30 protein-coding genes are annotated in these 24,915 nt (G+C 70.0%); 19 read left to right on the top strand and 11 right to left on the bottom strand.

Annotated features, from left to right (window positions below; translation table 11 throughout):
- Positions 1-38 precede the first annotated feature (38 nt).
- Positions 39-875, bottom strand: coding sequence for a phosphotransferase (locus ACZ1DY_RS35455; RefSeq protein WP_465482296.1), 837 nt, complete (start codon positions 873-875; stop codon positions 39-41).
- A gap of 135 nt (positions 876-1,010) precedes the next feature.
- Here ACZ1DY_RS35455 and ctaD point away from each other — a divergent pair, with 135 nt between their 5' ends.
- From ctaD to ACZ1DY_RS35430, 5 genes are all read left to right on the top strand, one after another.
- On the top strand, positions 1,011-2,789 hold the full coding sequence (ctaD, locus tag ACZ1DY_RS35450) for an aa3-type cytochrome oxidase subunit I (RefSeq protein WP_034308844.1): 1,779 nt from the start codon (positions 1,011-1,013) through the stop codon (positions 2,787-2,789).
- A gap of 88 nt (positions 2,790-2,877) precedes the next feature.
- The gene (gene serB, locus ACZ1DY_RS35445) at positions 2,878-4,107 is read left to right on the top strand and encodes a phosphoserine phosphatase SerB (protein WP_192743188.1); all 1,230 of its coding nucleotides are present in this window, start codon (positions 2,878-2,880) and stop codon (positions 4,105-4,107) included.
- Positions 4,104-4,862, top strand: a complete 759-nt coding sequence (locus ACZ1DY_RS35440) for a peptidyl-tRNA hydrolase (RefSeq protein ID WP_465482295.1) — start codon at positions 4,104-4,106, stop codon at positions 4,860-4,862. The genes serB and ACZ1DY_RS35440 overlap by 4 nt, the downstream gene beginning before the upstream one ends.
- 17 nt (positions 4,863-4,879) lie before the next feature.
- Positions 4,880-6,628 (top strand): serine/threonine-protein kinase, encoded by a 1,749-nt coding sequence (locus ACZ1DY_RS35435; protein ID WP_465482294.1) that lies wholly within the window; start codon positions 4,880-4,882, stop codon positions 6,626-6,628.
- Positions 6,629-6,639: 11 nt separating this feature from the next.
- Positions 6,640-7,044: an OsmC family protein gene (locus ACZ1DY_RS35430; RefSeq protein ID WP_257484621.1), complete on the top strand. Its 405-nt coding sequence runs from the start codon at positions 6,640-6,642 to the stop codon at positions 7,042-7,044.
- Between the two features lie 21 nt (positions 7,045-7,065).
- Here ACZ1DY_RS35430 and ACZ1DY_RS35425 read toward each other — a convergent pair whose 3' ends face one another.
- The 3 genes from ACZ1DY_RS35425 to ACZ1DY_RS35415 form a co-directional block, all read right to left on the bottom strand.
- Positions 7,066-7,419, bottom strand: coding sequence for a hypothetical protein (locus tag ACZ1DY_RS35425; RefSeq protein ID WP_126732697.1), 354 nt, complete (start codon positions 7,417-7,419; stop codon positions 7,066-7,068).
- Positions 7,420-7,476: 57 nt separating this feature from the next.
- Positions 7,477-9,534: an ATP-dependent DNA helicase gene (locus ACZ1DY_RS35420; RefSeq protein ID WP_257484622.1), complete on the bottom strand. Its 2,058-nt coding sequence runs from the start codon at positions 9,532-9,534 to the stop codon at positions 7,477-7,479.
- A gap of 125 nt (positions 9,535-9,659) precedes the next feature.
- Positions 9,660-10,250, bottom strand: coding sequence for a biotin transporter BioY (locus tag ACZ1DY_RS35415; protein WP_126732699.1), 591 nt, complete (start codon positions 10,248-10,250; stop codon positions 9,660-9,662).
- 153 nt (positions 10,251-10,403) lie between these two features.
- Here ACZ1DY_RS35415 and ACZ1DY_RS35410 point away from each other — a divergent pair, with 153 nt between their 5' ends.
- On the top strand, positions 10,404-11,069 hold the full coding sequence (locus tag ACZ1DY_RS35410; protein WP_257484623.1) for a choice-of-anchor P family protein: 666 nt from the start codon (positions 10,404-10,406) through the stop codon (positions 11,067-11,069).
- A gap of 27 nt (positions 11,070-11,096) precedes the next feature.
- Here ACZ1DY_RS35410 and ACZ1DY_RS35405 read toward each other — a convergent pair whose 3' ends face one another.
- The 3 genes from ACZ1DY_RS35405 to ACZ1DY_RS35395 are packed head-to-tail and all read right to left on the bottom strand — an operon-like array spanning position 11,097 to position 13,647.
- On the bottom strand, positions 11,097-11,750 hold the full coding sequence (locus ACZ1DY_RS35405; RefSeq protein WP_465482293.1) for a bifunctional 4-hydroxy-2-oxoglutarate aldolase/2-dehydro-3-deoxy-phosphogluconate aldolase: 654 nt from the start codon (positions 11,748-11,750) through the stop codon (positions 11,097-11,099).
- Positions 11,747-12,322, bottom strand: a complete 576-nt coding sequence (locus tag ACZ1DY_RS35400) for a nicotinamidase (RefSeq protein WP_125673754.1) — start codon at positions 12,320-12,322, stop codon at positions 11,747-11,749. The genes ACZ1DY_RS35405 and ACZ1DY_RS35400 overlap by 4 nt, the downstream gene beginning before the upstream one ends.
- 20 nt (positions 12,323-12,342) lie before the next feature.
- Complete coding sequence (locus tag ACZ1DY_RS35395; RefSeq protein WP_126732702.1) at positions 12,343-13,647, bottom strand: nicotinate phosphoribosyltransferase; 1,305 nt, start codon at positions 13,645-13,647, stop codon at positions 12,343-12,345.
- A 74-nt stretch (positions 13,648-13,721) separates the two neighbouring features.
- Here ACZ1DY_RS35395 and clpS point away from each other — a divergent pair, with 74 nt between their 5' ends.
- From clpS to ACZ1DY_RS35360, 7 genes are all read left to right on the top strand, one after another.
- Positions 13,722-14,021: an ATP-dependent Clp protease adapter ClpS gene (gene clpS / locus ACZ1DY_RS35390; RefSeq protein WP_005165655.1), complete on the top strand. Its 300-nt coding sequence runs from the start codon at positions 13,722-13,724 to the stop codon at positions 14,019-14,021.
- Positions 14,018-14,575 (top strand): DUF2017 domain-containing protein, encoded by a 558-nt coding sequence (locus ACZ1DY_RS35385; protein ID WP_034308812.1) that lies wholly within the window; start codon positions 14,018-14,020, stop codon positions 14,573-14,575. Before clpS ends, ACZ1DY_RS35385 begins: the two co-directional genes overlap by 4 nt.
- The gene (locus ACZ1DY_RS35380; RefSeq protein WP_465482292.1) at positions 14,572-15,564 is read left to right on the top strand and encodes a P1 family peptidase; all 993 of its coding nucleotides are present in this window, start codon (positions 14,572-14,574) and stop codon (positions 15,562-15,564) included. Before ACZ1DY_RS35385 ends, ACZ1DY_RS35380 begins: the two co-directional genes overlap by 4 nt.
- A gap of 78 nt (positions 15,565-15,642) precedes the next feature.
- Positions 15,643-16,059: a M67 family metallopeptidase gene (locus tag ACZ1DY_RS35375; protein ID WP_257484625.1), complete on the top strand. Its 417-nt coding sequence runs from the start codon at positions 15,643-15,645 to the stop codon at positions 16,057-16,059.
- A 72-nt stretch (positions 16,060-16,131) separates the two neighbouring features.
- On the top strand, positions 16,132-16,404 hold the full coding sequence (locus tag ACZ1DY_RS35370) for a MoaD/ThiS family protein (protein WP_005165659.1): 273 nt from the start codon (positions 16,132-16,134) through the stop codon (positions 16,402-16,404).
- Between the two features lie 3 nt (positions 16,405-16,407).
- Positions 16,408-17,358, top strand: a complete 951-nt coding sequence (locus ACZ1DY_RS35365; RefSeq protein WP_465482291.1) for a PLP-dependent cysteine synthase family protein — start codon at positions 16,408-16,410, stop codon at positions 17,356-17,358.
- A gap of 84 nt (positions 17,359-17,442) precedes the next feature.
- Positions 17,443-18,156: an aspartate/glutamate racemase family protein gene (locus ACZ1DY_RS35360; RefSeq protein WP_257484626.1), complete on the top strand. Its 714-nt coding sequence runs from the start codon at positions 17,443-17,445 to the stop codon at positions 18,154-18,156.
- On the opposite strand, the gene ACZ1DY_RS35355 is transcribed toward ACZ1DY_RS35360, so the two are convergent.
- A complete protein-coding gene (locus tag ACZ1DY_RS35355; protein WP_465482290.1) occupies positions 18,117-18,998 on the bottom strand; it encodes an arylamine N-acetyltransferase family protein in 882 nt (293 codons plus the stop codon). The genes ACZ1DY_RS35360 and ACZ1DY_RS35355 overlap by 40 nt on opposite strands.
- Positions 18,999-19,089: 91 nt before the next feature.
- Between ACZ1DY_RS35355 and ACZ1DY_RS35350 the strand changes: the two genes are divergently transcribed.
- The 5 genes from ACZ1DY_RS35350 to rdgB are packed head-to-tail and all read left to right on the top strand — an operon-like array spanning position 19,090 to position 22,749.
- Entirely contained in the window at positions 19,090-19,746 is a 657-nt protein-coding gene (locus tag ACZ1DY_RS35350; RefSeq protein ID WP_257489903.1) for a rhomboid family intramembrane serine protease, read from the top strand.
- Positions 19,743-20,549 (top strand): glutamate racemase, encoded by an 807-nt coding sequence (gene murI / locus ACZ1DY_RS35345; RefSeq protein WP_257484628.1) that lies wholly within the window; start codon positions 19,743-19,745, stop codon positions 20,547-20,549. Before ACZ1DY_RS35350 ends, murI begins: the two co-directional genes overlap by 4 nt.
- A gap of 30 nt (positions 20,550-20,579) precedes the next feature.
- Positions 20,580-21,347 carry an MBL fold metallo-hydrolase gene (locus ACZ1DY_RS35340; RefSeq protein WP_465482289.1) on the top strand — a complete coding sequence of 256 codons (768 nt, stop codon included), beginning with the start codon at positions 20,580-20,582 and terminating at the stop codon, positions 21,345-21,347.
- 23 nt (positions 21,348-21,370) lie between these two features.
- Positions 21,371-22,147: a ribonuclease PH gene (gene rph / locus ACZ1DY_RS35335; RefSeq protein ID WP_126732709.1), complete on the top strand. Its 777-nt coding sequence runs from the start codon at positions 21,371-21,373 to the stop codon at positions 22,145-22,147.
- Positions 22,144-22,749, top strand: coding sequence for an RdgB/HAM1 family non-canonical purine NTP pyrophosphatase (gene rdgB, locus ACZ1DY_RS35330; RefSeq protein WP_257484630.1), 606 nt, complete (start codon positions 22,144-22,146; stop codon positions 22,747-22,749). The genes rph and rdgB overlap by 4 nt, the downstream gene beginning before the upstream one ends.
- A gap of 52 nt (positions 22,750-22,801) precedes the next feature.
- On the opposite strand, the gene bcp is transcribed toward rdgB, so the two are convergent.
- From bcp to ACZ1DY_RS35315, 3 genes are all read right to left on the bottom strand, one after another.
- Positions 22,802-23,275, bottom strand: a complete 474-nt coding sequence (gene bcp, locus ACZ1DY_RS35325) for a thioredoxin-dependent thiol peroxidase (protein ID WP_126732711.1) — start codon at positions 23,273-23,275, stop codon at positions 22,802-22,804.
- Between the two features lie 27 nt (positions 23,276-23,302).
- Entirely contained in the window at positions 23,303-23,848 is a 546-nt protein-coding gene (locus ACZ1DY_RS35320) for a hypothetical protein (protein WP_257484631.1), read from the bottom strand.
- A 200-nt stretch (positions 23,849-24,048) separates the two neighbouring features.
- Complete coding sequence (locus ACZ1DY_RS35315; RefSeq protein ID WP_126732713.1) at positions 24,049-24,231, bottom strand: hypothetical protein; 183 nt, start codon at positions 24,229-24,231, stop codon at positions 24,049-24,051.
- A gap of 173 nt (positions 24,232-24,404) precedes the next feature.
- On the opposite strand from ACZ1DY_RS35315, the gene ACZ1DY_RS35310 reads away from it, so the two are divergent.
- Positions 24,405-24,701 carry a hypothetical protein gene (locus tag ACZ1DY_RS35310; protein WP_465482288.1) on the top strand — a complete coding sequence of 99 codons (297 nt, stop codon included), beginning with the start codon at positions 24,405-24,407 and terminating at the stop codon, positions 24,699-24,701.
- The last annotated feature ends 214 nt before the right edge of the window (positions 24,702-24,915 follow it).

The raw sequence follows: 24,915 nt of genomic DNA, 5'->3' as shown, positions 1-24,915 counted from the left end.
ATGCGGTAGTTGCGCGTGCAAGGACCGCATTCAGAGGACTAAATGCGGGAGAAGTAGCGCGTGAGGGCGGCTTCGGCCTCAGGGAGCCGCTCCGGGAAACGCCGCGCGATCACGAATCGCCAGGGGATCTCGAACAACCGCCGCAACGCGATGAACGGCTCCAGCGACGCGGGCGTCACATCGGCCGGGTACGCGGCCAAAGTCTCGTGCCCGGCCTCCGCGAACAGCACGCCGAGGTCCCACCCGAGCGGCCCGCGCCAGGTGTCCTCGAAGTCCAGCCAGCACGGTCCGGCCGCCGTCGCGACGACGTTCCCCCGATGGGCGTCACCGTGCAGCGGCCGCGGCTCGGTGTCCGGCAGAGCGGCCGCCACCCGCTCGAGTTCCTCGTACAACCGGGGTGCCGCGTCGCCAAGGAGAGCCCCGTTCCGGTCGAGCAGCGTCCGGAGTTCGCGGACCGGAACGAGTTCGGGCAGTTCACCGGGGTAGTCCGCGAGCGCGTCGTGCACCCGGGCGAGCGAAAGAGCCACCTCGCGCGGCGACAGCGTGTGCCCCGGCTCGTGCGGCGTGTAGTGCCAGAGAGTGACCGGGAGACCGTCGGCGAAATGCGGTCCTGCCGGGGGATCCGTGGTCGGTGAGACGACGAGCACACCACGTTCCGTGAGGTACCGCGACAGCTCGACGTCGCGCCTGAGCCAGTCTTCGGGCGAGGGCCGCGCGAAGCGCGTCGTGCCGGGCACCCGCGCCACCACCGGACCCAGTCTCACCAGCACGTTCGACTTGAAATGCAGGACATCGGGGGAGCCGGTCGGCAGCCCGTACCGGGCACCGACGGCGACCGCCGCGGCCACTCCCGCACGGGTGTGTTCGTCGGTCACGGCGCGATCTTGCCAGCCGGTGCGCGCGACTGTCGGTAGTGAGGGCTACGATCCCCACTAGCCGCCGGAGTGGGTCCCGAATCCGCCCGGCGACCGCAAATTGACCACCACAAGGTTTGAGTGTTGGAGGCAGGAGTGACGGCCGTAGCCCCCAAGCCGATCGCCACGCGCCCGTATCCCGCGCGCGAGTCGGTTAAGGGTTCGTACCTGCTGCGGTTGTTCCGCACGACGGACCACAAGCAAATCGGCATCATGTACCTGGTCACGTCGTTCGCCTTCTTCATGGTGGGCGGCGCGATGGCGATGCTGATCCGCTCCGAGCTGGCGCGTCCCGGGCAGCAGTTCCTTTCGCAGGAGCAGTACAACCAGCTGTTCACCATGCACGGCACGATCATGCTGCTGCTGTACGCGACGCCGATCCTCTTCGGTTTCGCGAACTTCATCCTGCCGCTGCAGATCGGTTCGCCCGACGTCGCCTTCCCGCGGCTGAACGCGTTCTCGTACTGGCTGTACCTCTTCGGCGGCCTGATCGTGATGTCCGGCTTCCTGACCCCGGGTGGCGCCGCCGACTTCGGCTGGTTCGCCTACACCCCGCTGTCGGACGCCATCCACTCGCCGGGCGTCGGCGCCGACCTGTGGATCTCCGGTCTGGTCGTCTCCGGTCTCGGCACCATCCTCGGTGGCGTCAACATGATCACCACGGTGGTCTGCCTGCGCGCCCCCGGTATGACGATGTACCGGATGCCGATCTTCACCTGGAACATCCTGGTCACCAGCATCCTGATCCTGCTGGCGTTCCCGATCCTGACCGCGGCCCTGATGGGCCTGCTGGCGGACCGGCATCTCGGGGCGCACGTGTTCGACCCCGCGAACGGCGGCGTGATCCTCTGGCAGCACCTGTTCTGGTTCTTCGGCCATCCAGAGGTCTACATCGTCGCCCTGCCGTTCTTCGGGATCGTGTCGGAGATCTTCCCGGTCTTCAGCCGCAAGCCGATCTTCGGTTACAAGGGCCTGGTCTGGGCGACGCTGGCGATCGCCGCGCTGTCGGTGGCCGTGTGGGCGCACCACATGTACGCGACCGGCGCCGTGCTGCTGCCGTTCTTCTCCTTCATGACCTTCCTGATCGCGGTCCCGACCGGCGTGAAGTTCTTCAACTGGATCGGCACGATGTGGAAGGGCCAGCTGTCCTTCGAGACGCCGATGATCTTCTCGATGGGCTTCATCGTCACGTTCCTCTTCGGCGGTCTGACCGGCATCATGCTGGCCGCGCCGGCGATCGACTTCCACGTGTCCGACAGCTACTTCGTCGTCGCGCACTTCCACTACGTGCTCTACGGCACGATCGTGTTCGCCACGTTCGCCGGGATCTACTTCTGGTTCCCGAAGATCACCGGCCGCATGATGGACGAGAAGCTCGGCAAGTGGCACTTCTGGACCACGTTCATCGGCTTCCACGCCACGTTCCTGGTGCAGCACTGGCTCGGCGCCGAAGGCATGCCGCGCCGGTACGCGGACTACCTGCAGTCCGACGGGTTCACCACGCTGAACACGATCTCCACGATCGGCGCGTACATCCTCGGTGCCTCGACGCTGCCGTTCATCTGGAACGTCTTCAAGAGCTACCGGTACGGCGAGATCGTCACGGTGGACGACCCGTGGGGCTACGGCAACTCGCTCGAATGGGCGACGTCCTGCCCGCCGCCGCGGCACAACTTCACCGAGCTGCCGCGGATCCGGTCCGAGCGTCCGGCGTTCGAGCTGCACTACCCGCATATGGTCGAGCGCATCCACAAGGAGGGTGAGATCGGCTTCTTCGGGAAGCAGAAGGTCAACACCCACCGCGCGCCGTCCCAGGTGCTCACCGAGGCGGCCATGCCGGGTGACCACTCCAAGGACAACTCCAGCGAGAAGTGACCCGATAAGCGGAATCGGCGCGTGCCTTGCCTCACACAGGGGCAAGGCACGCGCCTTTTTCGTGGCCGGCTGAGGGAGACTGACCCCCGTGACGCAGACACCAGTTCTCATCACCACCACCGGTCCCGACAAGCCGGGTGTGTCCTCGGTGCTGTTCGCCGTGCTGTCGCGCCACGACGTCGACGTCCTCGACGTCGAGCAGGTCGTCATCCGCGGCCAGCTGGTGCTCGGCGTGCTCGCCGGCGTGTACCGCGACCCCGAGGGCCTGCAGGAATACGTAGAGCAGGCGATGGCGTCGGTCGGGATGGAGGTCGAGGTGAAGATCGGCTCGGCCATCGGCGCCGACCCGTTCGCCATCGGCCAGAAGGACTCGACGCATGTCCTGCTGATGCTCGGCCGCCCGGTGACGGCGCGGGCGTTCTCCGACGTCGCGCGCCGCCTCGCCGCGCTTGACGTCAACATCGACTCGATCCGCAGTGTCGCCGACTACCCGGTGACCGGGCTGGAGCTGTACGCCTCGCTCGCCCAGGACACCCCGGAGGCCGACGCCGCGCTGCGCACCGCGCTGGCGGACGCCGCCGTCGAGGCCGGGATCGACATCTCGGTCGAGCGGGCCGGGCTGGCCCGCCGTGCCAAGCGCCTGGTCGTCTTCGACGTCGACTCCACGCTCATCCAGGGCGAGGTCATCGAGATGCTCGGCGCGCACGCCGGCGTCGAACCGCAGGTCCGCGAGATCACCGAGGCCGCGATGCGCGGCGAGCTGAACTTCGGCGAGTCGCTGGAGCGCCGGGTCGCGCTGCTGGAGGGGCTCCCGGAGACGGTGCTGGACGAGGTCGCCGCGTCCATCGAGCTCACCCCGGGCGCGCGCACGACCATCCGCACGCTGAAGCGCATGGGCTTCCGTTGCGGCGTCGTTTCGGGTGGTTTCACCAAGATCATCCAGTCCCTCGTGGACGATCTCGGTCTCGACTTCGCCGCCGCGAACGAACTCGAAGTGGTCGACGGCAAGCTCACCGGCCGGGTGGTCGGGGACATCGTCGACCGCGCGGGCAAGGCGGTGGCGCTGCGCCGGTTCGCCGAGGAGTACGAGATCTCGCTGGAGCAGTGCGTCGCCGTCGGTGACGGCGCGAACGACATCGACATGCTGTCGGTCGCAGGGATGGGTGTCGCCTTCAACGCGAAGCCCGCGCTGCGCGAGGTCGCCGACACCGCGCTCTCCCACCCGTACCTCGACGCCGTGCTGTTCCTGCTCGGGGTCACCAGGGGCGAGATCGAGGCGGCCGACGCGGCCGACGGTCTCGAACTTTCCCGGCCATGAGCGTCCTGGAACCGCTGGCCGCGCGCTACGCGTACTGGCTGGGACTGCCCGCCGAAGACACGGAAGACACCTCGGACGAGGATCCCGCCGAGGTCCGGGCGATGCCGGTGATCCTGCGGATGGAACGGGCCGAACCGCCGTCCCGCACCGCGTTGCTGGAGGCCGCGGCGGCCGCCGCGGTCGCGGTCTGCCTCGACGAACGCGCCTTGCCCGAAGGCGAATGGCACGAGCCGCTCAAGGCGTGGGTCGACGGCCGGATCCGCAAGGTCGCCCGGCGGGCGCGCGGCGCGCACTGGCGCGCGGTCCAGGAACTGCCGGGGATCACGATCGAGGTCGACGGCGCCGAGGCGCGGGCCTTGCTTCCCTGCCGCGTCGTCGAGACGCCGAAGGAGGTCTCGCGCTTGCAGATCTCCGGGAGCGAACTCCCGGCCGACGAGCCGGGTCCCACGCCGGACGGTGTCCCGCGGCTGCTGCTGAACCCCGAGGTCTCGATGACCGTCGGCAAGGGGGCGGCCCAGGTCGGGCACGCGACGATGATCCTCGCCGCACTGCTGGACGAGGCCGAACGGGCGGCCTGGGCCGGGACCGGGTTCCGGTGCTCGGTGCGGACGCCGCCGGTCGCGATCTGGAAGGCGCTTTGCCCGGTCGAGGATCCCGAAGGCTCGTGGCGCCGTGACGGTGTCGTCGCGGTCCGGGACGCCGGTTTCACCGAAGTCGATCCCGGAACAGTCACGGTCATAGCCCAAAGGGCTTAGCCTCCTATACTCCCCGCATGGGTGACCGGCTGATCGCCGGGCGCTATCGCTTGGAGGAGCGGATCGGCGCCGGGGGCATGGGTGTGGTCTGGCGTGCCACCGATCTGGACCTGGGCCGGGTCGTCGCCCTCAAACGCTCGCAGGCCGGGGACAGCGGCCAGATCCGGCGCGAGGCGCGGATCGGCGCGGGCCTGCATCACCCGAACGTGGTCACCGTCTTCGACGCCGTGAACGACGGCGACGACCGCTGGCTCGTCATGGAGTACCTGCCTTCGCGCAGCCTCGCCGACGTCATCGACTCCGACGGGCCGCTGCCGCCCGGCAAGGTGGCCAAGATCGGGGTCCAGCTCGCCGCGGCGCTCGCGGCGATGCACGAGAAGGGCATGGTCCACCGTGACCTCAAACCGGGCAACGTCCTGGTGGCCGACGACGGTACGGCCAAACTCACCGACCTCGGCATCGCGCAGTGGGCGGAGGTGACCCGGACCGGCGGCGGCCTCGACGTCGGGACTCCCGGCTACGTCGCCCCGGAGATGGCCGAGGGGCGCCAGGCGGGTGCCGCGGCGGACGTGTTCTCGCTCGGCGCGACACTGTTCGCCGCCGTCGAGGGCACGTCGGTGTGGGGAGACGCGAGCGTCGGGCCGTTCGTCCAGCTCCGGCGGGCGACGTCGTACACGCTGGAGCCGATCCGCCGGGCCGGACCGCTGGCGCCCGCGCTGATGGAGCTGCTGCGGCGCAAACCCGCCGGGCGGCCGGACGCCGTCCGCGCCGCCGAGCTGCTTTCCGAGGTCGCGGACGTCGTCGTTCCCGCGCGGGTACGACGTATCCGGGTGACCAGGCGCGCCATCGCGATGGCGGTCGTCGCGGCGGTACTGGTGCTGACCGCGGGCTTGGTCTACGCCACGAGGGAACCGGCGTCGATCGCGGCGGGTCCACCGTCCGAGCTGATCGGTGACCGGCGGTCGGCGGATCCTTGCGCGCTGGTTGAGCCGTCCGTGCTGAACCACCTCGGATCCCCCGAACTGGACAGTGCCGGTGGCAACTTCAACTCCTGTGGTGTCCGGCTGCGCCTGAGCCCCGACGAGGACGACATCGTCGACGTCCGCCTCGAACTGACGACGCCGACGTCGCCGCTGCTGGAGAAGCCGGTGCCGGGGAAGCTGATCGTGCGCGAGATCCCGAGCGACTCCGAGGACAAATGCGCGCGCGGCATCCCGCTGCCGGACGGCAACCAGGTGTGGGTGCACGCCCGGCACATCCGGAACTGGCACGCGCATCTGTGCGATTACGTCGATCCGGTGGCCACGCACGCGGTGAGCGTGCTCAACCGGCAGCCGGTCGAGCGGCGTCCCGCGCCCTTCCCCGCCGGTTCGCTCGGCACTCTGGACGCCTGTGCGCTGGGTGCGGACCTGCCGGAGGCGATCGTCGGCGGCCCGTCCGCTCCGGATCCGGTCTTCGGCAACTGGGAGTGCTACTGGAACCATCGCGAGACCGAGGTGACGATCCGGTTCGAACGGGAGCGGGCACCGTTCGGGGACGGCGGCAGACGGGTCGCTCTCGGATCGCGGGAAGCCTTCGTGGAGGTCGCGCCGGAGTGGAAGGCTTGCCAGGCCGAGATCCCGCACCGGACCTTCACCGGCGACGGTCGTGCCATGATCGAGACGGTGGAGATCTACGTGGCGGACAAGGTCAAGCAGCCGCCCGAGATGTGCCCGGCCGCGGAACGGCTCGCCGGCGAGATCGCCCCCAGGCTGCCGCCACTCTGAAAGGGAGAACCGTGTCTTTGGAAGTCCAGCGCGACGGTGAACACCGCTTCATCGGCCGCAACGAACGCGGTGCCGAGGTCGTGATCGGCCGCAAGGGCGCCGAGGGCGCCTTCTCCCCCGCGGAACTGCTGCAGATCGCGGCGGCGGGCTGTTCGGCCGTCACCGCCGAGAACCTCATCACGCGCCGGATCGGGGAGGACTCGAAGTTCCGGGTCGGCGTGACCGCGGACCGGCGCGAAGGCGCTTCGGAGCTCGACGCCGTCCACGTGGCTTTCGACGTCGACGTGTCCTCGCTGCCCGCCGCGGATCGAGAGGCGCTCGCCGCGGCGGTCGATCGCGCGATCGAACGGTTGTGCACGGTGAGCCGGACGTTGAAGAAGGGCATCCCGGTCACGGAGAGCTTCCCGGCCGAGTAGGCCCCTTCAGCGCACCTGGGCTCAGTGTTTGGCGGGGTGGCCTTCGGCGCTCCAGACCACGTACGCCTCGTCGGCGTCGGTGGTCATGGCCTCGATGAACTTCTCGTTGTCGAAGCCGGGCAGCGTCTGCAACCGCTCGATCAGCGCGTCGGCGGCCGGGTCGCCGCTGGGGATCGCGGTGCCCTTCCCGTCGGCGCCGGCGAGCATGAAGAAGACGTCTTCCTTCCACGGGCCTTCAGGGATCACTCTGACCACCACCGCGGACAGCTCGGACCACGTGACGGCTTCTTCGCTGCCGTCCGCGAGCTGGCGCCGCACTCCGGTGTCATCGACGCTGACGGTCCGGGATTGTGCGTTGGGCGACTCGTGGGACAACCGGTTCTCCCTGTCTTCGGCGTTCCGTTAACGGTACTCGGCCGTGTTCCAGGCCACTCAGGCCGGGGCGGCGGCGTCGAGTCGGCGTAGCGCGTCGCGGGCGACCTTCGGGTCCATGGTCGGCCAGAACGGCGGCAGCGAGGCGCGCAGGAATCCGCCGTAGCGGGCGGTGGCCAGCCGCGAGTCCAGGATCGCCACGACGCCGCGATCGCTGACCGAGCGGTGCAGCCGTCCGGTGCCCTGCGCGAGCAGCAGCGCCGCGTGCGTGGCCGCGACGGTCAGGAAACCGTTGCCGCCCCTGGCTTCCACGGCTCGTTGCCGGGCCGAGGAGACCGGGTCGTCCGGGCGGGGGAACGGGATCCTGTCGACCACCACGAGCTGGAGCGACGGACCGGGCACGTCGACGCCCTGCCACAGCGAAAGCGTGCCGAACAGGCAGGTGCGCGCGTCCTCGGAGAACTTCTGCACCAGCAGGCCGGTGGCGTCGTCACCCTGGCAGAGGATCGGCAGGTCGAGCCGCTCCCGCATCTCCTCGGTGGCCTGCTTCGCCGCGCGCATCGAGGAGAACAGGCCGAGCGTGCGCCCGCCCGCGGCCTCGATCAGCTCGGCGAGCTCGTCCATGGTCGAGGGCTGCAACCCGTCCCGGCCCGGCGGCGGCAGATGTTTGGCCAGGTACAGGATGCCGTTGCGTTTGTGGTCGAACGGCGAGCCGACGTCGAGGCCGGTCCACTTCGGGCCGTCCGCGTCGTCACTGTCGGCGGGGGCGGCCTTGTCCGTCGCCGCGCCGGGTGCCTTCTCGACGCGCATCCCGCCGGGCGGGAGACCCCACTGGCGGGCCATCGTGTCGAACGTGCCGCCCAGGGTCAGCGTCGCCGAGGTGAGGACGGTCGTGTGCTGGTTGAAGACCCGCTCGCGCAGCAGACCGGCGACACCCAGCGGAGCGACCTTCAGCGCGGGCGGGCGCGGGTTCGTGGAGAAGCGGTCCCCGGTCAGCCAGACGACGTCGCGCTGATGCGCCTTGTCGTCGTCGAAGGCCTCCAGGAGCCGGACCGCGGTGTCGTGGACCTCTTCGAGCAGCGACCGCGCCAGTTTGCGGGCGGTGGCCTCGTCGACGTCCTCCTTGCGGTCCTTGCCGAGTGCGGTGAGGCAGCGATGCGCGGCGTCACGGACCGCGGGGATCGCGCCGGTGAGGGCCTGCGGCAGCGAATCCATCCGGCCCGACGGCAGGTCGTCGAGGATCAGGGCCAGCCCGTCGCTCGCTTCCAGCAGCTGGTCGGCCACCTCGTCGTCGACCAGCTTCCCGCAGCGCCGCGCGGCGGCGGAGACCATGCCGCTGGTCAGCTCGCCGGTCGCCACGGAGGTCACGCGGTCCACCAGGTCGTGCGCCTCGTCGATGATCACCAGGTCGTGCTCGGGGAGCACCTGGTAGCCCTGCAGCGCGTCGATCGCCAGCAGCGCGTGGTTGGTGACCACGACGTCGGCCTTGCCCGCCTCGGCGCGGGACCGCTCGGCGAAACAGTCCGTGCCGATGGGGCAGCGTGACGCGCCAAGGCATTCCTTGGCCGTGACCGACACCTGGCGCCACGCCTGGTCCGAAACGCCGGGGACGAGCTCGTCGCGGTCGCCGGTTTCGGTGTCGGACGACCATTCCCGCAGCCGGGTGACCTCCTTGCCCAGCCTGGAGACGGCGAACGGGTCGAACAGCTGCTGATCCTCCGGCTCGTCCGGGGCGCCGGAATCGAGCCGGTGGAGGCAGAGGTAGTTACGACGGCCCTTGAGGATCGCGAAGGTGGGCTCGCGGCCGAGGGGCTTCTTCAGCGCCTTCGCCAGCCGGGGGAGGTCTCTGTCCACGAGCTGGCGCTGCAGCGCGATGGTGGCCGTGGAGACCACGACCGTGGCCTCCTTCTCGACCGCGTGGCGGATCGCGGGTACGAGATAGGCCAACGACTTCCCGGTGCCCGTGCCTGCCTGGACGGCCAGGTGCTCGCCGGTGCGGATGGCCCGGCCGACGGCGTCCGCCATCTTGACCTGGCCCTCGCGCTCGGCACCGCCCACGGACTCGACCGCGTGGGTCAGGAGTTCGAGGACACCGGGGAAATCAGCACGGGAGGGCACGGGACAAGACGATAGCCGGGGGCACCGTCAAGATCGTCCGCCCCGTGCGATGAAAGGGCCCTTGCTCGCGAAATTTGCGAGCAAGGGACCTTTCATCGCGGCTTGTGGGGTGGTGAAAGGGCCGGTCACGACTCCTTGCGGAAGCGGGAAACCAGCGCCCAGGTGCCCGGAAGCAGCGCCGCCGCGACGGCGATCTTCAGCGCGTCGCCGATGAGGAACGGCACGACACCCTTCTCCAGGGCGGTCGACAGGCCGAAGCCGGTCGACGCCATCAGCCACGGCACGCCGACCGAATAGATGGCGAGGTTGCCCAGCACCATCGTCCCCGCCGTGCGCAACGGCGTGCGGTCACCGCCGCGGCCGGCGAGCGCGCCGACCAGCGCGCCCGCGAGCACGAAGCCGACGATGTAGCCGGCGCTGGCGCCGAACAGGCCGGAAGAACCGTTCTGGAACCAGCCGAACCCGGCGGCGCCGACGGCGAGGTACAGCGCCATCGACAGCGCGCCGCGCTTCCAGCCGAGCGCGGCGCCGACCAGCAGGGCGGCGAACGTCTGGCCGGTCATCGGCACCGGGGAGCCGGGCACCGGGATCAGGATCTGCGCGGCCGCACCGGTCAGGGCGGCCCCACCGGCGACCAGGACCGCGTCACGGGCCAGTGCGCCGGGAACGAGGTCGGCGAGGACCGGACGGCGACCGGCCACAGACAGCGAAGACACTCAGACCTCCTATGAGTACACGAATGTGAACCGAGGTTAACGCCAGACGACGGGCCGCGGACCGAATGTCGGCCACCTCACGGTCATCGAGCGTCCACTCGTCCGGGTGGCATGACCCTGCACGGGACAGGCGGTTGGTGGAGGCTGCCGGACATGAGGAAACCCGTTTCGATGCTGTTGTCGGTGACGATGCTGACCGGGGCGCTGGTGGCGGGAGGTCCGGCGGTCGCGTCGGCCGGTCCCGCGCCCGCGACGGCGGCCGCGTCGGTCGGTTCGGTCGACGTGGAGATCGGCGACGAACACGTGGTCACGGGCGAGCTGGCGCCGTGCGACGTCGATGGTCCCTTGAGCGCGAAGACCCAGGGCGGGTCCGTCGGTGACTTCGCCCGGTTCAGCGGAGGTGAGTCGCGCTGCGGCCGGAACGGCGCGGTGGCCGTCGGGGAGGCGGCCGGGCGGCGGTTCGAGACGACGTTGCTCAAACGCTTCGGCGGCCCGGTGATCAAGGTCCGCTCGTTCATGGCGAAGTGCAGCACCACCGAGGACGGCAGCCTCGGCTACATCGAGTTCGGCGACGTCACCGGGTTCACGCTGCCGGAGAACATCCCGCAGAACTACCGGCTGACCATCCCGGGCGGCAAGGCAGGGACGCCGCTGGCGTCGCTCACGGTCAACGAGACCGTCACGCCGACGCCGCCCGACGGGAGCCTCGTGACGCACATGCTGCACATCAAGCTGTTCCCGCAGGGCGGCGGTCCGGCGAAGGGCGACATCTACCTCGGGACCGCGAGCTGCGACCCGTACGGCAAGAAGAAGCCCTGACCAGACGCATTGAGAGGACTAAACGCGTCAGGTGCGCGAGACGTACTTCGCGGCCGCGGCGACGAACTCACTCGCCCGGGACGCCAGGTCGGTCAGCGACCCTTTCGAGGTGAGCGCGTCACCGACGAGCGGCGTGGCGGCCGCGACGGCGATCGAGCCCGACTCGAGGTAATTCGCGACGTCGGCCAGGTGCACGCCGCCCGTCGGGACGAGCGGGATGTCCGGCATCGGCGCCCGGATCGCCCGCAGGTAGGCGATCCCGCCGACGGCCGCGATCGGGAAGACCTTCACCGCCGCCGCGCCGAGACGCCACGCCTGGTCGATCTCGGTCGGCGTCAGCGCGCCGCAGATCACCGGCAGCCCGCGTTCGTGCGCGCGCTCCATGACCAGCGGATTCACCGTCGGCGTGACCAGGAAGGTCGCGCCCGCGTCCGCCGAGATGTCCACATCGGACACCTCGCGCACGCTCCCGGCGCCGATATGCGCGTCGTCGCCGAGCTTCTTGCGGATGGTCGCGATGGCGTCCGTGGCGCCCGGCGTGGTCAACGCCGCTTCGAGCACCCGCACGCCCGCCGCGTGCAGCACCGTGGCGGCGTCGGCGAACCGGCTCGCGTCCGCGGCCCGCAGGATCGCGACGAGCCGGTTTTCGATCAGGGTGTCCTGGAGGTCGTGCTGGATCATGCGGCCGGGACCGGCGCCTTCCCGGTGTAGGTCACGCCCGCCTCGTCGAAGTCCTTGAGCGCGGCGTCGACGGTCGGCTGCGAGCCGCCGACCGTGAGGTCCAGCAGCACCCGGACCTTGAAACCGGCCTTCGCCGCGTCGAGCGCCGTGGCGCGGACGCAGAAGTCGGTCGCGATGCCGACGACGTCGACCTCGGTGACGTCGTGCTCCTTCAGCCACGCGTCGAGCGTCTTGCCGTCACGCGCGTTGCCCTCGAAGCCGGAGTACGCGGCGGTGTACTCGCCCTTGGAGAACACCTCGCGGATCGGGACCACGTCGAGCGCGGGGTGGAACGACGCGCCGGAAGTGCCCGCGACGCAGTGACGCGGCCAGCTGTCCTTGAAGTCCGGCGTCTCGCTGAAGTGATCGCCCGGGTCGATGTGGTAGTCGCGGGTGGCGACGACGTGCGCGTAGCCGCCTTCCGCGGCCTGCTTGGAGATCGCTTCGGCGGCGGCGGCGCCACCGGGCAGGCCGAGCGACCCGCCTTCGCAGAAGTCGTTCTGCACATCGACCACGATCAAGGCGGTCCCCATGTGTTGCTCCTGAGTTCTCTTTAGACGAATACGGTCGGGATGGCTGGCTCCCCGTGCGAGAGCTTGAGGCCTTCCCACGGAAGGCTCACCAGTGCCCGCCGAAGCCGCTGGCGCGCGTCGTCCAGCGTGGGCAAATCATCCACCGTCCGGCCGTCCCGGACCAGCGGAATCTGCAATTCGTGGTCGTTCGGTCCCCGTTCCGGGACCGGCGAGGCGGCCGTCCAGATCACCTCTTCGACGGCGGTACCGGTCTCCCGGTGCCGCCGGAGCGCGGATTTCCGGCCGCCGCGGGATTCCTTGTGCGCGCTGCGCTTGGCGACCGGCCTGCCGTCGACCTCGACGAGCTTGTAGACCATGCCCGCGGTCGGCGCGCCGGAACCGGTGACGACCGAGGTCCCGACGCCGTACGCGTCGACCGGTTCCGCCCGCAGCGCCGCGATCGCGTGCTCGTCGAGGTCGCCCGACACCACGATGCGGGTGTCCTTGGCGCCGAGGGCGTCCAGCTGCTCGCGGGCCTTGCGCGCCAGGGGGCCCACGTCGCCGGAGTCGATGCGGATCGCCCCGAGCTCGGTCCCGGCGACCCGGACGGCCGTTTCGATGCCCTTGGTGATGTCGTAGGTGTCCACCAGGAGGGTGGTGTCGGCGCCCATCTGGTCCACCTGCGCGCGGAACGCGGCCTCCTCGCTGTCGTGCAGCAGCATGAACGCGTGCGCGACGGTGCCCCGCGTCGGGATGCCGTAGCGGCGGCCGGCTTCGAGGTTGGAGGTCGTGGCGAACCCGGCGAGGTACGCGGCCCGCGCGGCGGCGACGGCGGCGTACTCGTGCGTGCGGCGGCCGCCCATCTCGATGATCGGCCTGCCGTGCGCGGCGCCCGACATCCGCGCGGCGGCGGACGCGATCGCGCTGTCGTGGTTGAGGATCGAGAGGATCAGCGTCTCCAGCACGACGGCCTCGCCGAAGGAGCCGGTGACGGTCAGGATCGGGGAGCCGGGGAAGTAGAGCTCGCCCTCGGGGTAACCGTCGATGTTCCCCGAGAAGGAGTAGTCCGCGAGCCACGAAAGGGTGGCGTCGTCGACGACGGCCGTCGCTTCCAGCTGGCTCAGCTCGGCGTCGGTGAACCGGAAGTCGGCGATCGCGTCGAGAACCCGCCCGGTGCCCGCGACGACGCCGTATCGGCGGCCGTCGGGCAGACGACGTGCGAAGACCTCGAAGACGCACGGCCGGTCCGCCGTCCCGTCGGACAGCGCGCTGGCCAGCATGGTCAGCTCGTAGTGGTCGGTGAGCAGCGCGGTGCTGGCGCCAGTGGCCGCCTCGGGGAAACCCATGGCACCAGCCTATTCACCCACATGGCCGGACCTGCCAGCCCATACCGGAACCGGCCCGTGACACCATGGAGTGCATGTCCACGCCTGTCGCATCCGAGCAGACGCAGGTTGATCCACAGGGAGTAGAGGTCGTCTCTGAGGACAAACCCTGGCGGACGGTCGTCTGGAACGATCCGGTGAACCTCATGTCCTATGTGACGTACGTGTTCCAGAAGCTGTTCGGTTACAGCCGGGACCACGCGACGAAGCTGATGCTCGACGTGCACCAGAAGGGCAAGGCGATCGTGTCGTCCGGTTCCAAGGAGAAGGTGGAGACTGACGTCGCGAAGCTCCACGCGGCCGGCCTCTGGGCCACCATGGAGCAGCCTTCATGAACGGATGGCGCCGCAAGGGCGACACCATCGTCGCGGGTTTCGAGCAGCAGGAGGCCGCGGTGCTGCGCGGCCTGGTCAGCCAGCTGGAGGACATGCTCACCGCGCGCGCCGAGGAGGCGCCCCAGGACGAGCTGGCGGAGCTGACCGGGATCCGGATGGGCCCGACCGAATCGCCGGACGACCCGGTGCTTTCCCGGCTGCTGCCGGACTTCCACAAGCTGGACCCGGACAACCCGACCCGCGAGGACATCGACTCGGCCGCCGCGATGCGGTCGATCCACGAGCCCGAGCTGCTGGACAAGAAGGTCGGCGTCGCCAAGATCGTGCTGGACACCCTGCCGCGTGACGGCGGGAACGTGCGGCTGACCTTCGAGCAGGCCGACGCGTGGCTGGGCGCGCTCAACGACGTCCGGCTGGCGCTGGGCACCGCGCTCGACGTCACCGAGGACATGCCCGACGAACTGCCCGAGGACGATCCCCGCGCGCCGCATCTCGGCGTCTACCACTGGCTGACCTGGGTGCAGGAGACCCTCATCCAGTCGCTGACGTCATGATCACCGACGTCCCGGGGGTGCTGGTCGGGCACCACGAGCGGGTCGGGGACGGCTGGGCGACCGGGACGACGGTCGTGCTGGTCCCCGGTGGCGCGGTCGGGGCCGTCGACCAGCGCGGTGGCGCGCCCGGAACGCGCGAGACCAACCTGCTGGAGCCGGAGAACCTGGTCCAGCACGTCAACGCGATCTGCCTGTCCGGCGGGAGCGCGTACGGCCTGGCCGCCGCGGACGGCGTCATGCGCTGGCTCGCCGAGCGGAACCTGGGCATCCCCGTGGGCACTCGGCCGCACGAGGTGGTGCCGATCGTGCCCGCCGCGGTGTTGTTCGACCTGCCGCGTAGCGAGTGGGGGAACCGTCCGGACGCCTCCTTCGGTTACGCGGCCTGCGAAGCGGCTGCCGGAGGCCGGGTCGCGCTCGGGACCGTCGGCGCGGGCGCCGGGGCGAAGGCGGGATCACTCAAAGGCGGGATCGGGACGGCCTCGGAGAAGGTCGGGGAGTTCACCGTCGGCGTCGTCGCCGCCGTGAACGCCGCCGGCGAGGCCGTGGATCTCTCGACGGGCCGCGCGTACGCGGCGGATCACGAGGTCGACGGCGAGTTCGGCGTCCGCTGGCCCGACCGGCCGGGCGACGTCGAGGCGAAGGCCGCCGGCCTCAACACGACCATCGGCGTGGTCGTGGTCGACGCGGCGCTGTCCAAGGCGGAGGCGCGGCGGCTCGCGGTGGCCGCGCAAGACGGTCTCGCCAGGGCCGTGCGGCCGGCGCACACGATGTTCGACGGCGACACGGTGTTCGCGCTGGCGACCGGCGACCGGGAACTGCCCGGCGGCGCGGGCCCCGTCGCGGCGGCGCGGCGCGCGATGGTGCTGGACACGCTGTGCTCGGCGGCCGCGAGGGTCTTCGGGCGCGCGATGGTGCACGGTGTGCTTTCGGCCACTTCGGCGGGGGACATGCGCGCGTACCGGGACGTCTGGCCCGAAGCCTTCTCCTGACCCCGCGTTTAGTCCGCTGGATGCGGGTGGGAGTGGCGGCGATCTCAGAGTGTGGACCCACCCTTTCCAGCACCTAAGATGGGCGACGTGCTCCGGATCCGCCGTGAACTCGTCGACGAGATCGTCGCCCATGCCCGTCGTGACCATCCCGATGAGGCGTGCGGGGTGATCGCCGGTCCCGAGGGGTCGGACAGCCCCGAGCGGTACATCCCCATGCTGAACGCGGCGCGCTCGCCGACGTTCTACGAGTTCGACTCGGGCGATCTGCTCAAGCTCTACCGCGAGATGGACGCCAACGGCGAGGTGCCGGTGGTCATCTACCACTCGCACACCGCGACCGACGCCTACCCGTCCCGCACCGATGTCTCGTACGCCTCGGAACCCGACGCGCACTACGTGCTCGTTTCCACCAAGGACCCCGATTCGCACCAGTTCCGGTCGTACCGGATCGTGGACGGGGAGATCACCGAGGAGCCCGTCGAGATCATCGGCTGAACCCTGGCCCGGGAATATCCCGGACCGGCCCGAACGTCTGCGTAGCAGAGAACCCACCGGAGGTAGAAAACCATGGCCGTGACCGTGTCCATCCCGACCATCCTGCGTACGCACACCGGCGGCGAGAAGTCCGTCGAGGCGACCGGCAAGACCGTGCTCGAGGTGATCGACGACATCGAGTCCCGCCACGGCGGCCTCAAGGCCCGCCTGGTCAAGGAAGAGAAGCTGCACCGCTTCGTCAACGTCTACGTCAACGACGAGGACGTCCGTTTCTCCGGCGGTCTCGAGGCCGAGGTCAAGGACGGCGACACCCTGACCATCCTGCCCGCCGTGGCCGGTGGCTGATCGATGGCTCGCTTCGAGTCGCTGCTCGCCGCGCTCGGCGGCACCCCGCTGGTCGGCCTTCCCCGGCTTTCGCCCACCCACGACGTGCGGTTGTGGGCGAAGCTGGAGGACCGCAACCCGACCGGTTCGATCAAGGATCGCCCCGCGCTGGCGATGATCGAGGCCGCCGAGCGCGAAGGCACGCTCCGGCGCGGCTCCACGATCCTGGAGCCGACGTCGGGCAACACCGGGATCGCGCTCGCCATGGCCGCGAAGCTCAAGGGCTACGGCCTCGTGTGCGTGATGCCGGAGAACACCTCGACCGAGCGCAAGCAGCTACTGCAGGCGTACGGCGCGCGGATCGTCTTCTCCCCGGCCGCCGGCGGCTCCAACGAGGCCGTGCGCCGGGCGAAGGAACTGGCCGAGGCCAACCCGGACTGGGTGATGCTCTACCAGTACGGCAACCCGGCGAACGCCGACGCGCACTACCGCGGCACCGGGCCCGAACTGCTCAAGGACCTGCCGACCCTGACGCATTTCGTCGGCGGCCTCGGCACCACCGGCACCCTGGTCGGTGTCGGGCGCTACCTGCACGAGGCGAAGCCGGACGTGCAGATCATCGCGGCCGAACCACGCTACGGCGAGCTGGTGTACGGCCTGCGGAACCTCGACGAGGGCTTCGTCCCGGAGCTCTACGACGCGAGCGTGCTCAACGGCCGGTACTCCGTCGGCGCGTACGACGCGCTTCGCCGGACACGCGAGCTGCTGGAGCACGAAGGCATCTTCGCGGGGATCTCGACGGGGGCCGTGCTGCACGCGGCGCTCGCCGTCGCCGAGAAGGCCGCCGCTTCGGGGAAGCCCGCCGATGTGGCCTTCGTGGTCGCTGACGCGGGGTGGAAGTACCTCTCGACGGGCGCGTACTCCGGCTCGCTCGACGAAGCGGCCGAAAGGCTCGACGGGCAGCTCTGGGCCTGATCCCTCGTGAGTGGTAAGGACGGTTCTAACCGTCCTTACCACTCACGAGCCCCGGCGTCCGCGCGACGCTGGCACGATGGCGGCATGAAGACCATCGGCCTGCTGGGCGGGATGAGCTGGGAATCGTCGGCCGAGTACTACCGCCTGGTCAACGAACGCGTCCGCGAGCTGTGCGGCGGGTATCACTCCGCGCGCGCCGTGCTGTACTCCGTGGACTTCGCCGAGATCGAAGCGATGCAGGCCGAAGGGCGCTGGGACGACGCCGGGCGGGAACTGAACCGCGCCGCCCTCGCTCTCGAAGCCGCCGGAGCGGACTTCGTCGTCCTCTGCACCAACACGATGCACAAGGTCGCCGACCAGCTCACCGATGGCCTGGGCGTGCCGCTCCTGCACCTCGCCGACACCACGGCGGCCGCGATCAAGGCCCGCGAAATCACCAGGGTCGGGCTCCTGGGCACCGGGTTCACCATGGCCCAGCCGTTCTACCGCGAACGCCTCGCCGCGCACGGCCTCGACGTGCTCGTGCCCGGGGAAGAGGACCGCGAGACGGTGCACCGGGTCATCTACGACGAGCTCGTCCACGGCGTCGTCACCGAGGACTCCCGTGAGCGGTATCGCGAGGTCATCGCGAGGCTCGTCGAGGCGGGCGCCGAGGGCGTCATCTACGGGTGTACGGAGATCGAACTGCTCGTCGGCCCCGAAGACAGCCGAGTGCCCACCTTTCCCACCACCAGGCTGCACGCCGAAGCGGCCGTGGACTACGCGCTGGGCAAGGCCTCACTCCCTCCCACGGTGTGACGTTCGTGCTGGGCGACGGCCTGCCGCCACAGCCTGTCCTGTTCTTCACCGGTGAAACCATTGCGAGCCACGCCGAAGACGTCCTCGAGCGCCGTCCACCACTCGGCCGGTGATTCCAGCACGGTCTTGCCGCCCGGCAGGCCGCTCAAGGTCAGCGCGCGCAGCGAATCCACTCCCTCCGCGTCGCGCCGCTGCACCACCAGCGTGCGGACGAAGCCGGAATCCTCGGACGTGGACAGCTCGACGTGCTTTTCGGCGAAATCGGCCATCACGGCCGCCTCCGGCGCGAAATCCATCCCGACGAAACTGCCCTGCGGATCGTGGTCGAGCCGCCAGCCGCCGGGGGTGACCTCCGAAGGCCGGATGCGGAACACCAGCGGGCCCTGTTTGTACTCGCCCTCACGCAACGGGAGCGGCTCGTGGATGCCGTCCCCGAGCCCGACGTCGACCAGCCAGCCGGCGCCGGGCTCGTCCGGCAGCCCGGTCACCGTCAGGGCCAGGTGGTTGAGGTGGATCCCGGCCTGCGCGTCCGGCATCTGTGCCCCGCTCGGATGCCGGGTGACCTGGTAGCCGAGTGCCCTCAGCAGCGCCGAGAACGCGCCGTTGAGGTGATAGCAGTAGCCGCCGCGGCCGGCGGCGATCCGGCCGAACGACACCGCCGGGTCCAGCGAGGTCACCCGGCCCAGCTGTACTTCGAAATCCTCGTACGGCACCCGCTCCACATGGGCCTTGTGCAGCCGGAAGAGCGCGTCGAGGCTCGGCGGCTCGTGCTCGAGGCCGAGACGCGCGAGATAGGCGAGCACGTCGATGTTTTCGGAGTGCTCGGAAGAAGGGAACCCCATGCGATCGACCGTAGCGGCACCCACCGACAATTCAGGGTTCTCACGGAGGCGATCTCGCCGTTCGCCGCCGTAGCCTGTGGAGGTGACCACTTTGCCTTCCCAGCCGGTCCCGGCGAGCGAGCCCGGTAGCGATCCGGCCAAACGCGTCCTGCCGCCGAACCCGAGGGCCGCCGCGATCGTCGCGCTGGCCTTCACCGCGCTGCTCTACCTGGTCGAGCTGGTCGACGTCGTCCTGCCCGCCGACCTCGATCAGAGCGGTGGCATCGTCGCCCGCGAGCTCTCCGACCTCGACGGCGTGCTCTGGGCGCCGCTGCTGCACGCGGGCTGGGGGCATCTGTTCTCCAACACCGTCCCGGTGCTGGTGTTCGCCTTCCTCGCGATGTCCGCGGGGATCGGCCGGTGGGTGCTGGTCACCGCGATCATCTGGGTGCTCTCCGGCGTCGGTGTCTGGCTGATCGCGCCGGGCGGCACGGTGACCGTCGGCGCGTCCGGCGTCGCCTTCGGCTGGCTCGCGTTCCTGCTGGTCCGGGGCATCTTCAACCGCGCTGTCGGGCAGATCCTGGTGGCCGTGGTGCTGCTGGGCATCTGGAGCGGGATGCTCTGGGGGCTGCTTCCGGGCGACCCGGGCGTCTCCTGGCAGGGTCACCTGTTCGGCGCGCTGTCCGGGGTGTTCGCCGCCTGGTTGATGGCGCGCGTGGACAGGTCCCAAGCCAGGAAAGCGACCGGTCCCGGTAGCCTCGCCGTGTGACCAAGCCGAGCGCCGACGCCCCCATCGGCGTCTTCGATTCCGGAGTGGGCGGGCTCACCGTCGCCAGGGCGATCCTGGAACAGCTGCCCGGTGAGCAGTTGCGCTACGTCGGCGACACCGCCCGCAATCCGTACGGTCCGCTTCCCATCGCCACCGCGCGCCAGTACGCGCTGGAAGCGCTGGACGACATCGTCGAAGGCGGGGTGAAGGCGCTGGTCATCGCCTGCAACACCGCCTCGGCCGCCTGCCTTCGCGACGCGAGGGAGCGCTACGACGTCCCCGTGATCGAGGTCGTCCTCCCGGCCGCGCGCCGGGCCGTGTCCGCGACGCGCTCCGGGCGTATCGGTGTCATCGGCACCGAGGGCACCGTGCGGTCGCGCGCCTACGACGACGCCTTCAACGCCGCGCAGGACGTGCGGATCACCAGCGTCGCGTGCCCGCGGTTCGTCGACTTCGTCGAACGCGGGATCACCACCGGGCGCCAGGTGCTCGGGCTCGCGCAGGGCTATCTCGAACCACTGCTGGACGCCCAGGTCGACACGCTGGTCATGGGCTGCACGCACTACCCCTTGCTGTCCGGGGTGCTGCAGATCGTCATGGGCCAGGACGTCACGCTGGTGTCCAGCGCCGAGGAGACCGCGCGTGACCTCGTGCGCGTCCTCACCGAGGCCGACCTCCTCGCCGAGCGCGACACCCCGCCGCGGCACGAGTTCGTCGCCACCGGATCCGCCGAGCCGTTCACGAGGCTCGCTCAGCGGTTCATGGGCTTCGCTCCGGGTGTGCTGGCTCCCACCAGCGCCTAAAATCGCCGATTCCGTGCTTAAGGTGTCACAGTGCGTCTCACGATCCTCGGCTGCTCCGGCAGCATCCCCGGGCCCAACGCCGCCGCGTCCGGCTACCTGATCGAGGCGGACGGGTTCGTCCTGGGGCTCGAGCTCGGCAACGGGACGCTCGCCAGACTGCAGTCGCTGCGCGACCCGTTCGACCTGGACGCGCTGATCCTTTCGCATCTGCACCCCGACCACTGCGCCGACGTCAGCGCGCTCACCGTGCTGCGGCGCTACCACCCCGCGCTGCCGTACCCGGCGAGGCCGCGGCGGCTGCCGGTGTACGGGCCGTCGGACGTGCGCGAGCGGCTCACCTACGCGTACGCGGCGAACGAGGACGAGCGGGCGACCACCGATCTCACGGACGTCTTCGCCTTCGAAACGCTGCGGTGCGAGCCTATGAAGATCGGGCCGTTCGAGGTCACCGCGGTCCCGGTCGACCATCCGACCCCGGCGTTCGGCCTGCGGTTCGCGTACGGCGGCAAGACCCTCGCCTACACCGGGGACACCGGCGTCTGCGACAACCTGACCGATCTCGCGGGCGGTGCCGACGTCCTGCTGTCCGAAGCGTCGTGGACCGACTCGCCCGACCGGCCCGCCGGCGTCCACCTGTCCGGCAAGGAGGCGGGGGAGCTGGGACGCAAGGCCGGGGTCGGGCGGCTGCTGCTCACCCATGTCGCGCCCTGGACCGACCGCGACGCGGTCCTCGCCGAGGCGGCCGTCGCGTTCCCCGCGGCCGAGCTGGTCGAGCAGGGCGCCGTCTACGACCTCTGACGCGGGGTTCTAGAGTGGCGGCCGTGGCGAGAAAAGACGGCAGGAACGACGACCAGCTTCGCGACATCAAGATCACCCGCGGTTTCCAGCGGTGGCCCGCGGGCTCGGTGTTGATCGAATTCGGCGACACCCGGGTGCTGTGCGCGGCGAGCGTCACCGAAGGCGTTCCCCGCTGGCGGGCCGGTTCCGGCCTCGGCTGGGTCACCGCCGAGTACGCGATGCTGCCGTCGGCGACCAACACCCGCAGCGACCGCGAATCCATCAAGGGCCGCGTCGGCGGCCGCACCCACGAGATCTCCCGGCTGATCGGCCGGTCCCTGCGCGCCTGCATCGACCTGGCGGCGCTGGGGGAGAACACGATCGTCATCGACTGCGACGTCATCCAGGCCGACGGCGGCACCCGCACGGCCGCGGTGACCGGCGGTTACGTCGCGCTCGCCGACGCCGTCACCTGGCTCGGCGCCGCGGGCCGCCTCGCCGACCCGCAGCCGCTTTCGTCTTCGGTGGCCGCGGTGAGCGTCGGCGTCGTCGACGGCCGGGTGCGCCTCGACCTGCCCTACGAGGAGGACTCGCGCGCGGAGGTCGACATGAACGTCGTCGCCACCGACGCGGGCACCCTGATCGAGGTGCAGGGCACCGGCGAGGGCGCCACCTTCGCCCGCTCCACTTTGGACACCATGCTGGACATGGCGCTCGCGGGCTGCGAGGAACTGACCCGTTTGCAGACCGAGGCGCTCGCGTTGCCGTATCCCGGCGAACTGCCCGAGCCGCGTCCGGACAAGAAGAAGGGCGCGAAGTGACCAAGCTGCTCCTCGCCACCCGCAACGCGAAGAAGCTCGGCGAGCTCCGGCGCATCCTGGTCGCCGAAGGGATCGAGGGTGTCGAGGTCATTGGCCTTGCCGACGTCCCCGAGTTCCCCGAAGCGCCCGAGACCGCTCCGGACTTCGAAGGCAACGCGCTCGCGAAGGCCCAGGACGCGGCCGCCGCGACCGGTCTCCCGGCCATCGCCGACGACTCCGGCATCGCCGTCGACGCGCTCAACGGCATGCCGGGCGTGCTTTCGGCGCGCTGGTCGGGAAAGCACGGCGACGACGAGGCGAACCTGGATCTCGTGCTGGCGCAGCTGTCCGACACCCCCGACGAGCGCATGGGCGCGGCTTTCGTCTGCGCGGCCGCGCTGGTGGTCCCCGGTGGCGAGGAAACCGTGGTGCGCGGGGAATGGCGCGGCTCGCTGATCCGGGAACGCCGTGGTACCAACGGATTCGGGTACGACCCGATCTTCGTGCCCGAAGGGGAGACGCGGACCTCGGCGGAGCTGGAACCGTCCGAAAAGGACGAAGCTTCGCACCGGGGGAAGGCGTTGCGGGCGCTGGTGGGGGAGCTGCGGAAGCTGGCCGGCTGAGCTGGTCGTGAGTGGCGTTTCGGGTTCTAACCCGAAACGCCACTCACGAGGCTCACGCCAGGGAGAGGTCCCGCAGCAGCTTCGCGACGTGGCCGGTGGCGCGCACGTTGTACTGCGCCACGGCGATCTTGCCCTCGGGGTCGACGACGAACGTCGAGCGGATGACGCCTTCGTAGACCTTGCCGTAGTTCTTCTTCTCGCCGAAGGCGCTGTACGCCTTGAGGACGGTCTTCTCGGTGTCGGACAGCAGCGGGAAGGTCAGCCCCTCCGCCTCGACGAACTTCGCGAGCTTCGCGGGCTTGTCGGGCGAGATGCCGAGCACCTGGTAGCCGGCGTCGTTGAGCTGCGCGAGGCTGTCCCGGAAGTCGCAGGCCTGCTTCGTGCAGCCCGGCGTGCCGGCGTTCGGGTAGAAGTACACGACGACCGACTTGCCGCGGAAGTCGCTGAGCTTGACGTCGTTGCCCTCACTGTCGGGGAGGGTGAAGTCGGGCGCTTTGTCGCCGGGGGAAAGTCGCTGCTCGGTCATGACGCACACGGTAGCGAATCGGCGGCGTCAGACCTTTCCGCAGTACTTCGCGGCGACCGGCTCCGCAGGGCTCGGCCGCACCTGAAGGCGCAGGTTCACCGGCCTGTCCGGAACGGCGAAGGCGAGGTTCAGCTGGACCGACCGGCCGGGCGCCACGTCCTTGCCCGCGTCCGCGATGCCGTTGTAGCCCTGCACCGGGTCGACGACCTGTTTGACCGCTGAAGCCTCTCCGTCGACCTCGCCCGTCACGGACAGGCCGGAGAGCCGGTAGGTGCCGTCGCCCGCGTTCGTCACCTCGATGGCGAAGGCCACCGCGCGCGGGCTCTGCGGGTACGCCGACGTGCTGGGCCGGAACGATTTCGGCGCCGACACGGAGATCGTGACCCCGGTCTTGAACCGGTGCGGGGCACCGAAGGCGAGGTCGCCTTCCGCGTGCGTCGCGGCCAGGCCCTGCGCCGGAGCGTCCGCGCCGAGCACGGCGGCCCCTTTTTCCGGTGCCGGAACCCCGCACGCGGTCGCCAGCAGCAACGAGCAGGCGGCGATCAAGAGCTTCGGGGTGCGCGGGGGCGCCATGTGGGGTTACTCCAGTCGGCGGTGCGGGTGGGCCGTTCGAGGTAGGTATTAGTGCCGAAGAGTCCAGACTGACGGTCTTCCGCAGCCGAGAGGAGCGGCGAGGCCGGGTTGAGGCGCACCTGGTGTACAGCCGTGGCCGATCCGTGATCGGAAGGACACGACTAGTGACAGTCGTCACCTCGGTGGCACAGCGCCAGGGGTCAGACGGCGAAGGCGAAGAACAGGATGAAGATCGCCAGACCGGACACCCAGGCCACGATCAGCCAGCCGAAATCGCGCATCGGATCGACCGCCCGGCTTTCCTCGCCGGGAACGTAGACGCCGCGCTCTTCGAACCAGTCGGCCCACCGGGTCAGCCAACGAAGGGGGCTTCGAGACGCCATGTCGTCACAGTACGGGTATGCGTGAGCCGCGTCAGCCATGGAGGGGCGCCCCGAAAGGGCGAATCGGACGTGTCGGCTATCGGACGCTAAGGCCTTTTGCCCCACTCGTTCACCCGTCAGGCTGTAACCTGCAGCCGCTACCCGGTATCTACCTGAGCAACTCACTCGCCAAGATGCTGCGTCCCGACCGGTTCGGCGTCCGGGACCTCGTCATCTGGATCGCGCGCTACGGCGCCGAACCGGACGCCGCGGCGGGCCACTACGACGTGCACCAGTACTCGGACGCCGGGCGCATCCCCGGTATCCACGCGAGTGGTGTCGACCTGAACGAGTGCTACACGAACGCCCACTTGACCAGCGGCGCCGCTCCGACACGGAAGGCGGCGACGGAACTCACGGAACGCAGGACCATTCCGGCCAGCCCGTCCGTGCGCTCGAACGTGGACTTCGAGATCGACATCGTCGGTTGAGGCTGGAACCGTGGAGAGGTGAGCGGGGCGTGTTGCGAAAGCCACTTTCGCAACGTTGAAGGTTGGGAAAGTGGCTTTCGCAACACGGACGCCGACGGGTCACGAGCGGACCCCCGCCCCACCGGGCACGTTTGCCTTCCCCTCGATAGAGCGATCAGCACCCTTCGCGGAAATGCGCAAATCGCCCGAAACGGTGCCCATGGTTCGAAAAGTG

Source organism: Amycolatopsis sp. PSD-21 (assembly GCF_055561455.1).
The sequence above is the reverse complement of the archived record's forward strand: the minus strand, read 5'-3'. Positions and strand labels throughout refer to the sequence as shown.

Coding starts and splice junctions, on each gene's coding strand:
- ACZ1DY_RS35440 (WP_465482295.1), top strand. CDS start 4,104: ATGAGCGTCCTGGAACCGCTGGCCGCGCGCTACGCGTACTGGCTGGGA.
- ACZ1DY_RS35435 (WP_465482294.1), top strand. CDS start 4,880: ATGGGTGACCGGCTGATCGCCGGGCGCTATCGCTTGGAGGAGCGGATC.
- ACZ1DY_RS35410 (WP_257484623.1), top strand. CDS start 10,404: ATGAGGAAACCCGTTTCGATGCTGTTGTCGGTGACGATGCTGACCGGG.
- ACZ1DY_RS35405 (WP_465482293.1), bottom strand. CDS start 11,750: ATGATCCAGCACGACCTCCAGGACACCCTGATCGAAAACCGGCTCGTC.
- ACZ1DY_RS35400 (WP_125673754.1), bottom strand. CDS start 12,322: ATGGGGACCGCCTTGATCGTGGTCGATGTGCAGAACGACTTCTGCGAA.
- ACZ1DY_RS35395 (WP_126732702.1), bottom strand. CDS start 13,647: ATGGGTTTCCCCGAGGCGGCCACTGGCGCCAGCACCGCGCTGCTCACC.
- clpS (WP_005165655.1), top strand. CDS start 13,722: ATGTCCACGCCTGTCGCATCCGAGCAGACGCAGGTTGATCCACAGGGA.
- ACZ1DY_RS35385 (WP_034308812.1), top strand. CDS start 14,018: ATGAACGGATGGCGCCGCAAGGGCGACACCATCGTCGCGGGTTTCGAG.
- ACZ1DY_RS35380 (WP_465482292.1), top strand. CDS start 14,572: ATGATCACCGACGTCCCGGGGGTGCTGGTCGGGCACCACGAGCGGGTC.
- ACZ1DY_RS35375 (WP_257484625.1), top strand. CDS start 15,643: ATGGGCGACGTGCTCCGGATCCGCCGTGAACTCGTCGACGAGATCGTC.
- ACZ1DY_RS35370 (WP_005165659.1), top strand. CDS start 16,132: ATGGCCGTGACCGTGTCCATCCCGACCATCCTGCGTACGCACACCGGC.
- ACZ1DY_RS35365 (WP_465482291.1), top strand. CDS start 16,408: ATGGCTCGCTTCGAGTCGCTGCTCGCCGCGCTCGGCGGCACCCCGCTG.
- ACZ1DY_RS35360 (WP_257484626.1), top strand. CDS start 17,443: ATGAAGACCATCGGCCTGCTGGGCGGGATGAGCTGGGAATCGTCGGCC.
- ACZ1DY_RS35355 (WP_465482290.1), bottom strand. CDS start 18,998: ATGGGGTTCCCTTCTTCCGAGCACTCCGAAAACATCGACGTGCTCGCC.
- bcp (WP_126732711.1), bottom strand. CDS start 23,275: ATGACCGAGCAGCGACTTTCCCCCGGCGACAAAGCGCCCGACTTCACC.
- ACZ1DY_RS35320 (WP_257484631.1), bottom strand. CDS start 23,848: ATGGCGCCCCCGCGCACCCCGAAGCTCTTGATCGCCGCCTGCTCGTTG.
- ACZ1DY_RS35315 (WP_126732713.1), bottom strand. CDS start 24,231: ATGGCGTCTCGAAGCCCCCTTCGTTGGCTGACCCGGTGGGCCGACTGG.
- ACZ1DY_RS35310 (WP_465482288.1), top strand. CDS start 24,405: ATGCTGCGTCCCGACCGGTTCGGCGTCCGGGACCTCGTCATCTGGATC.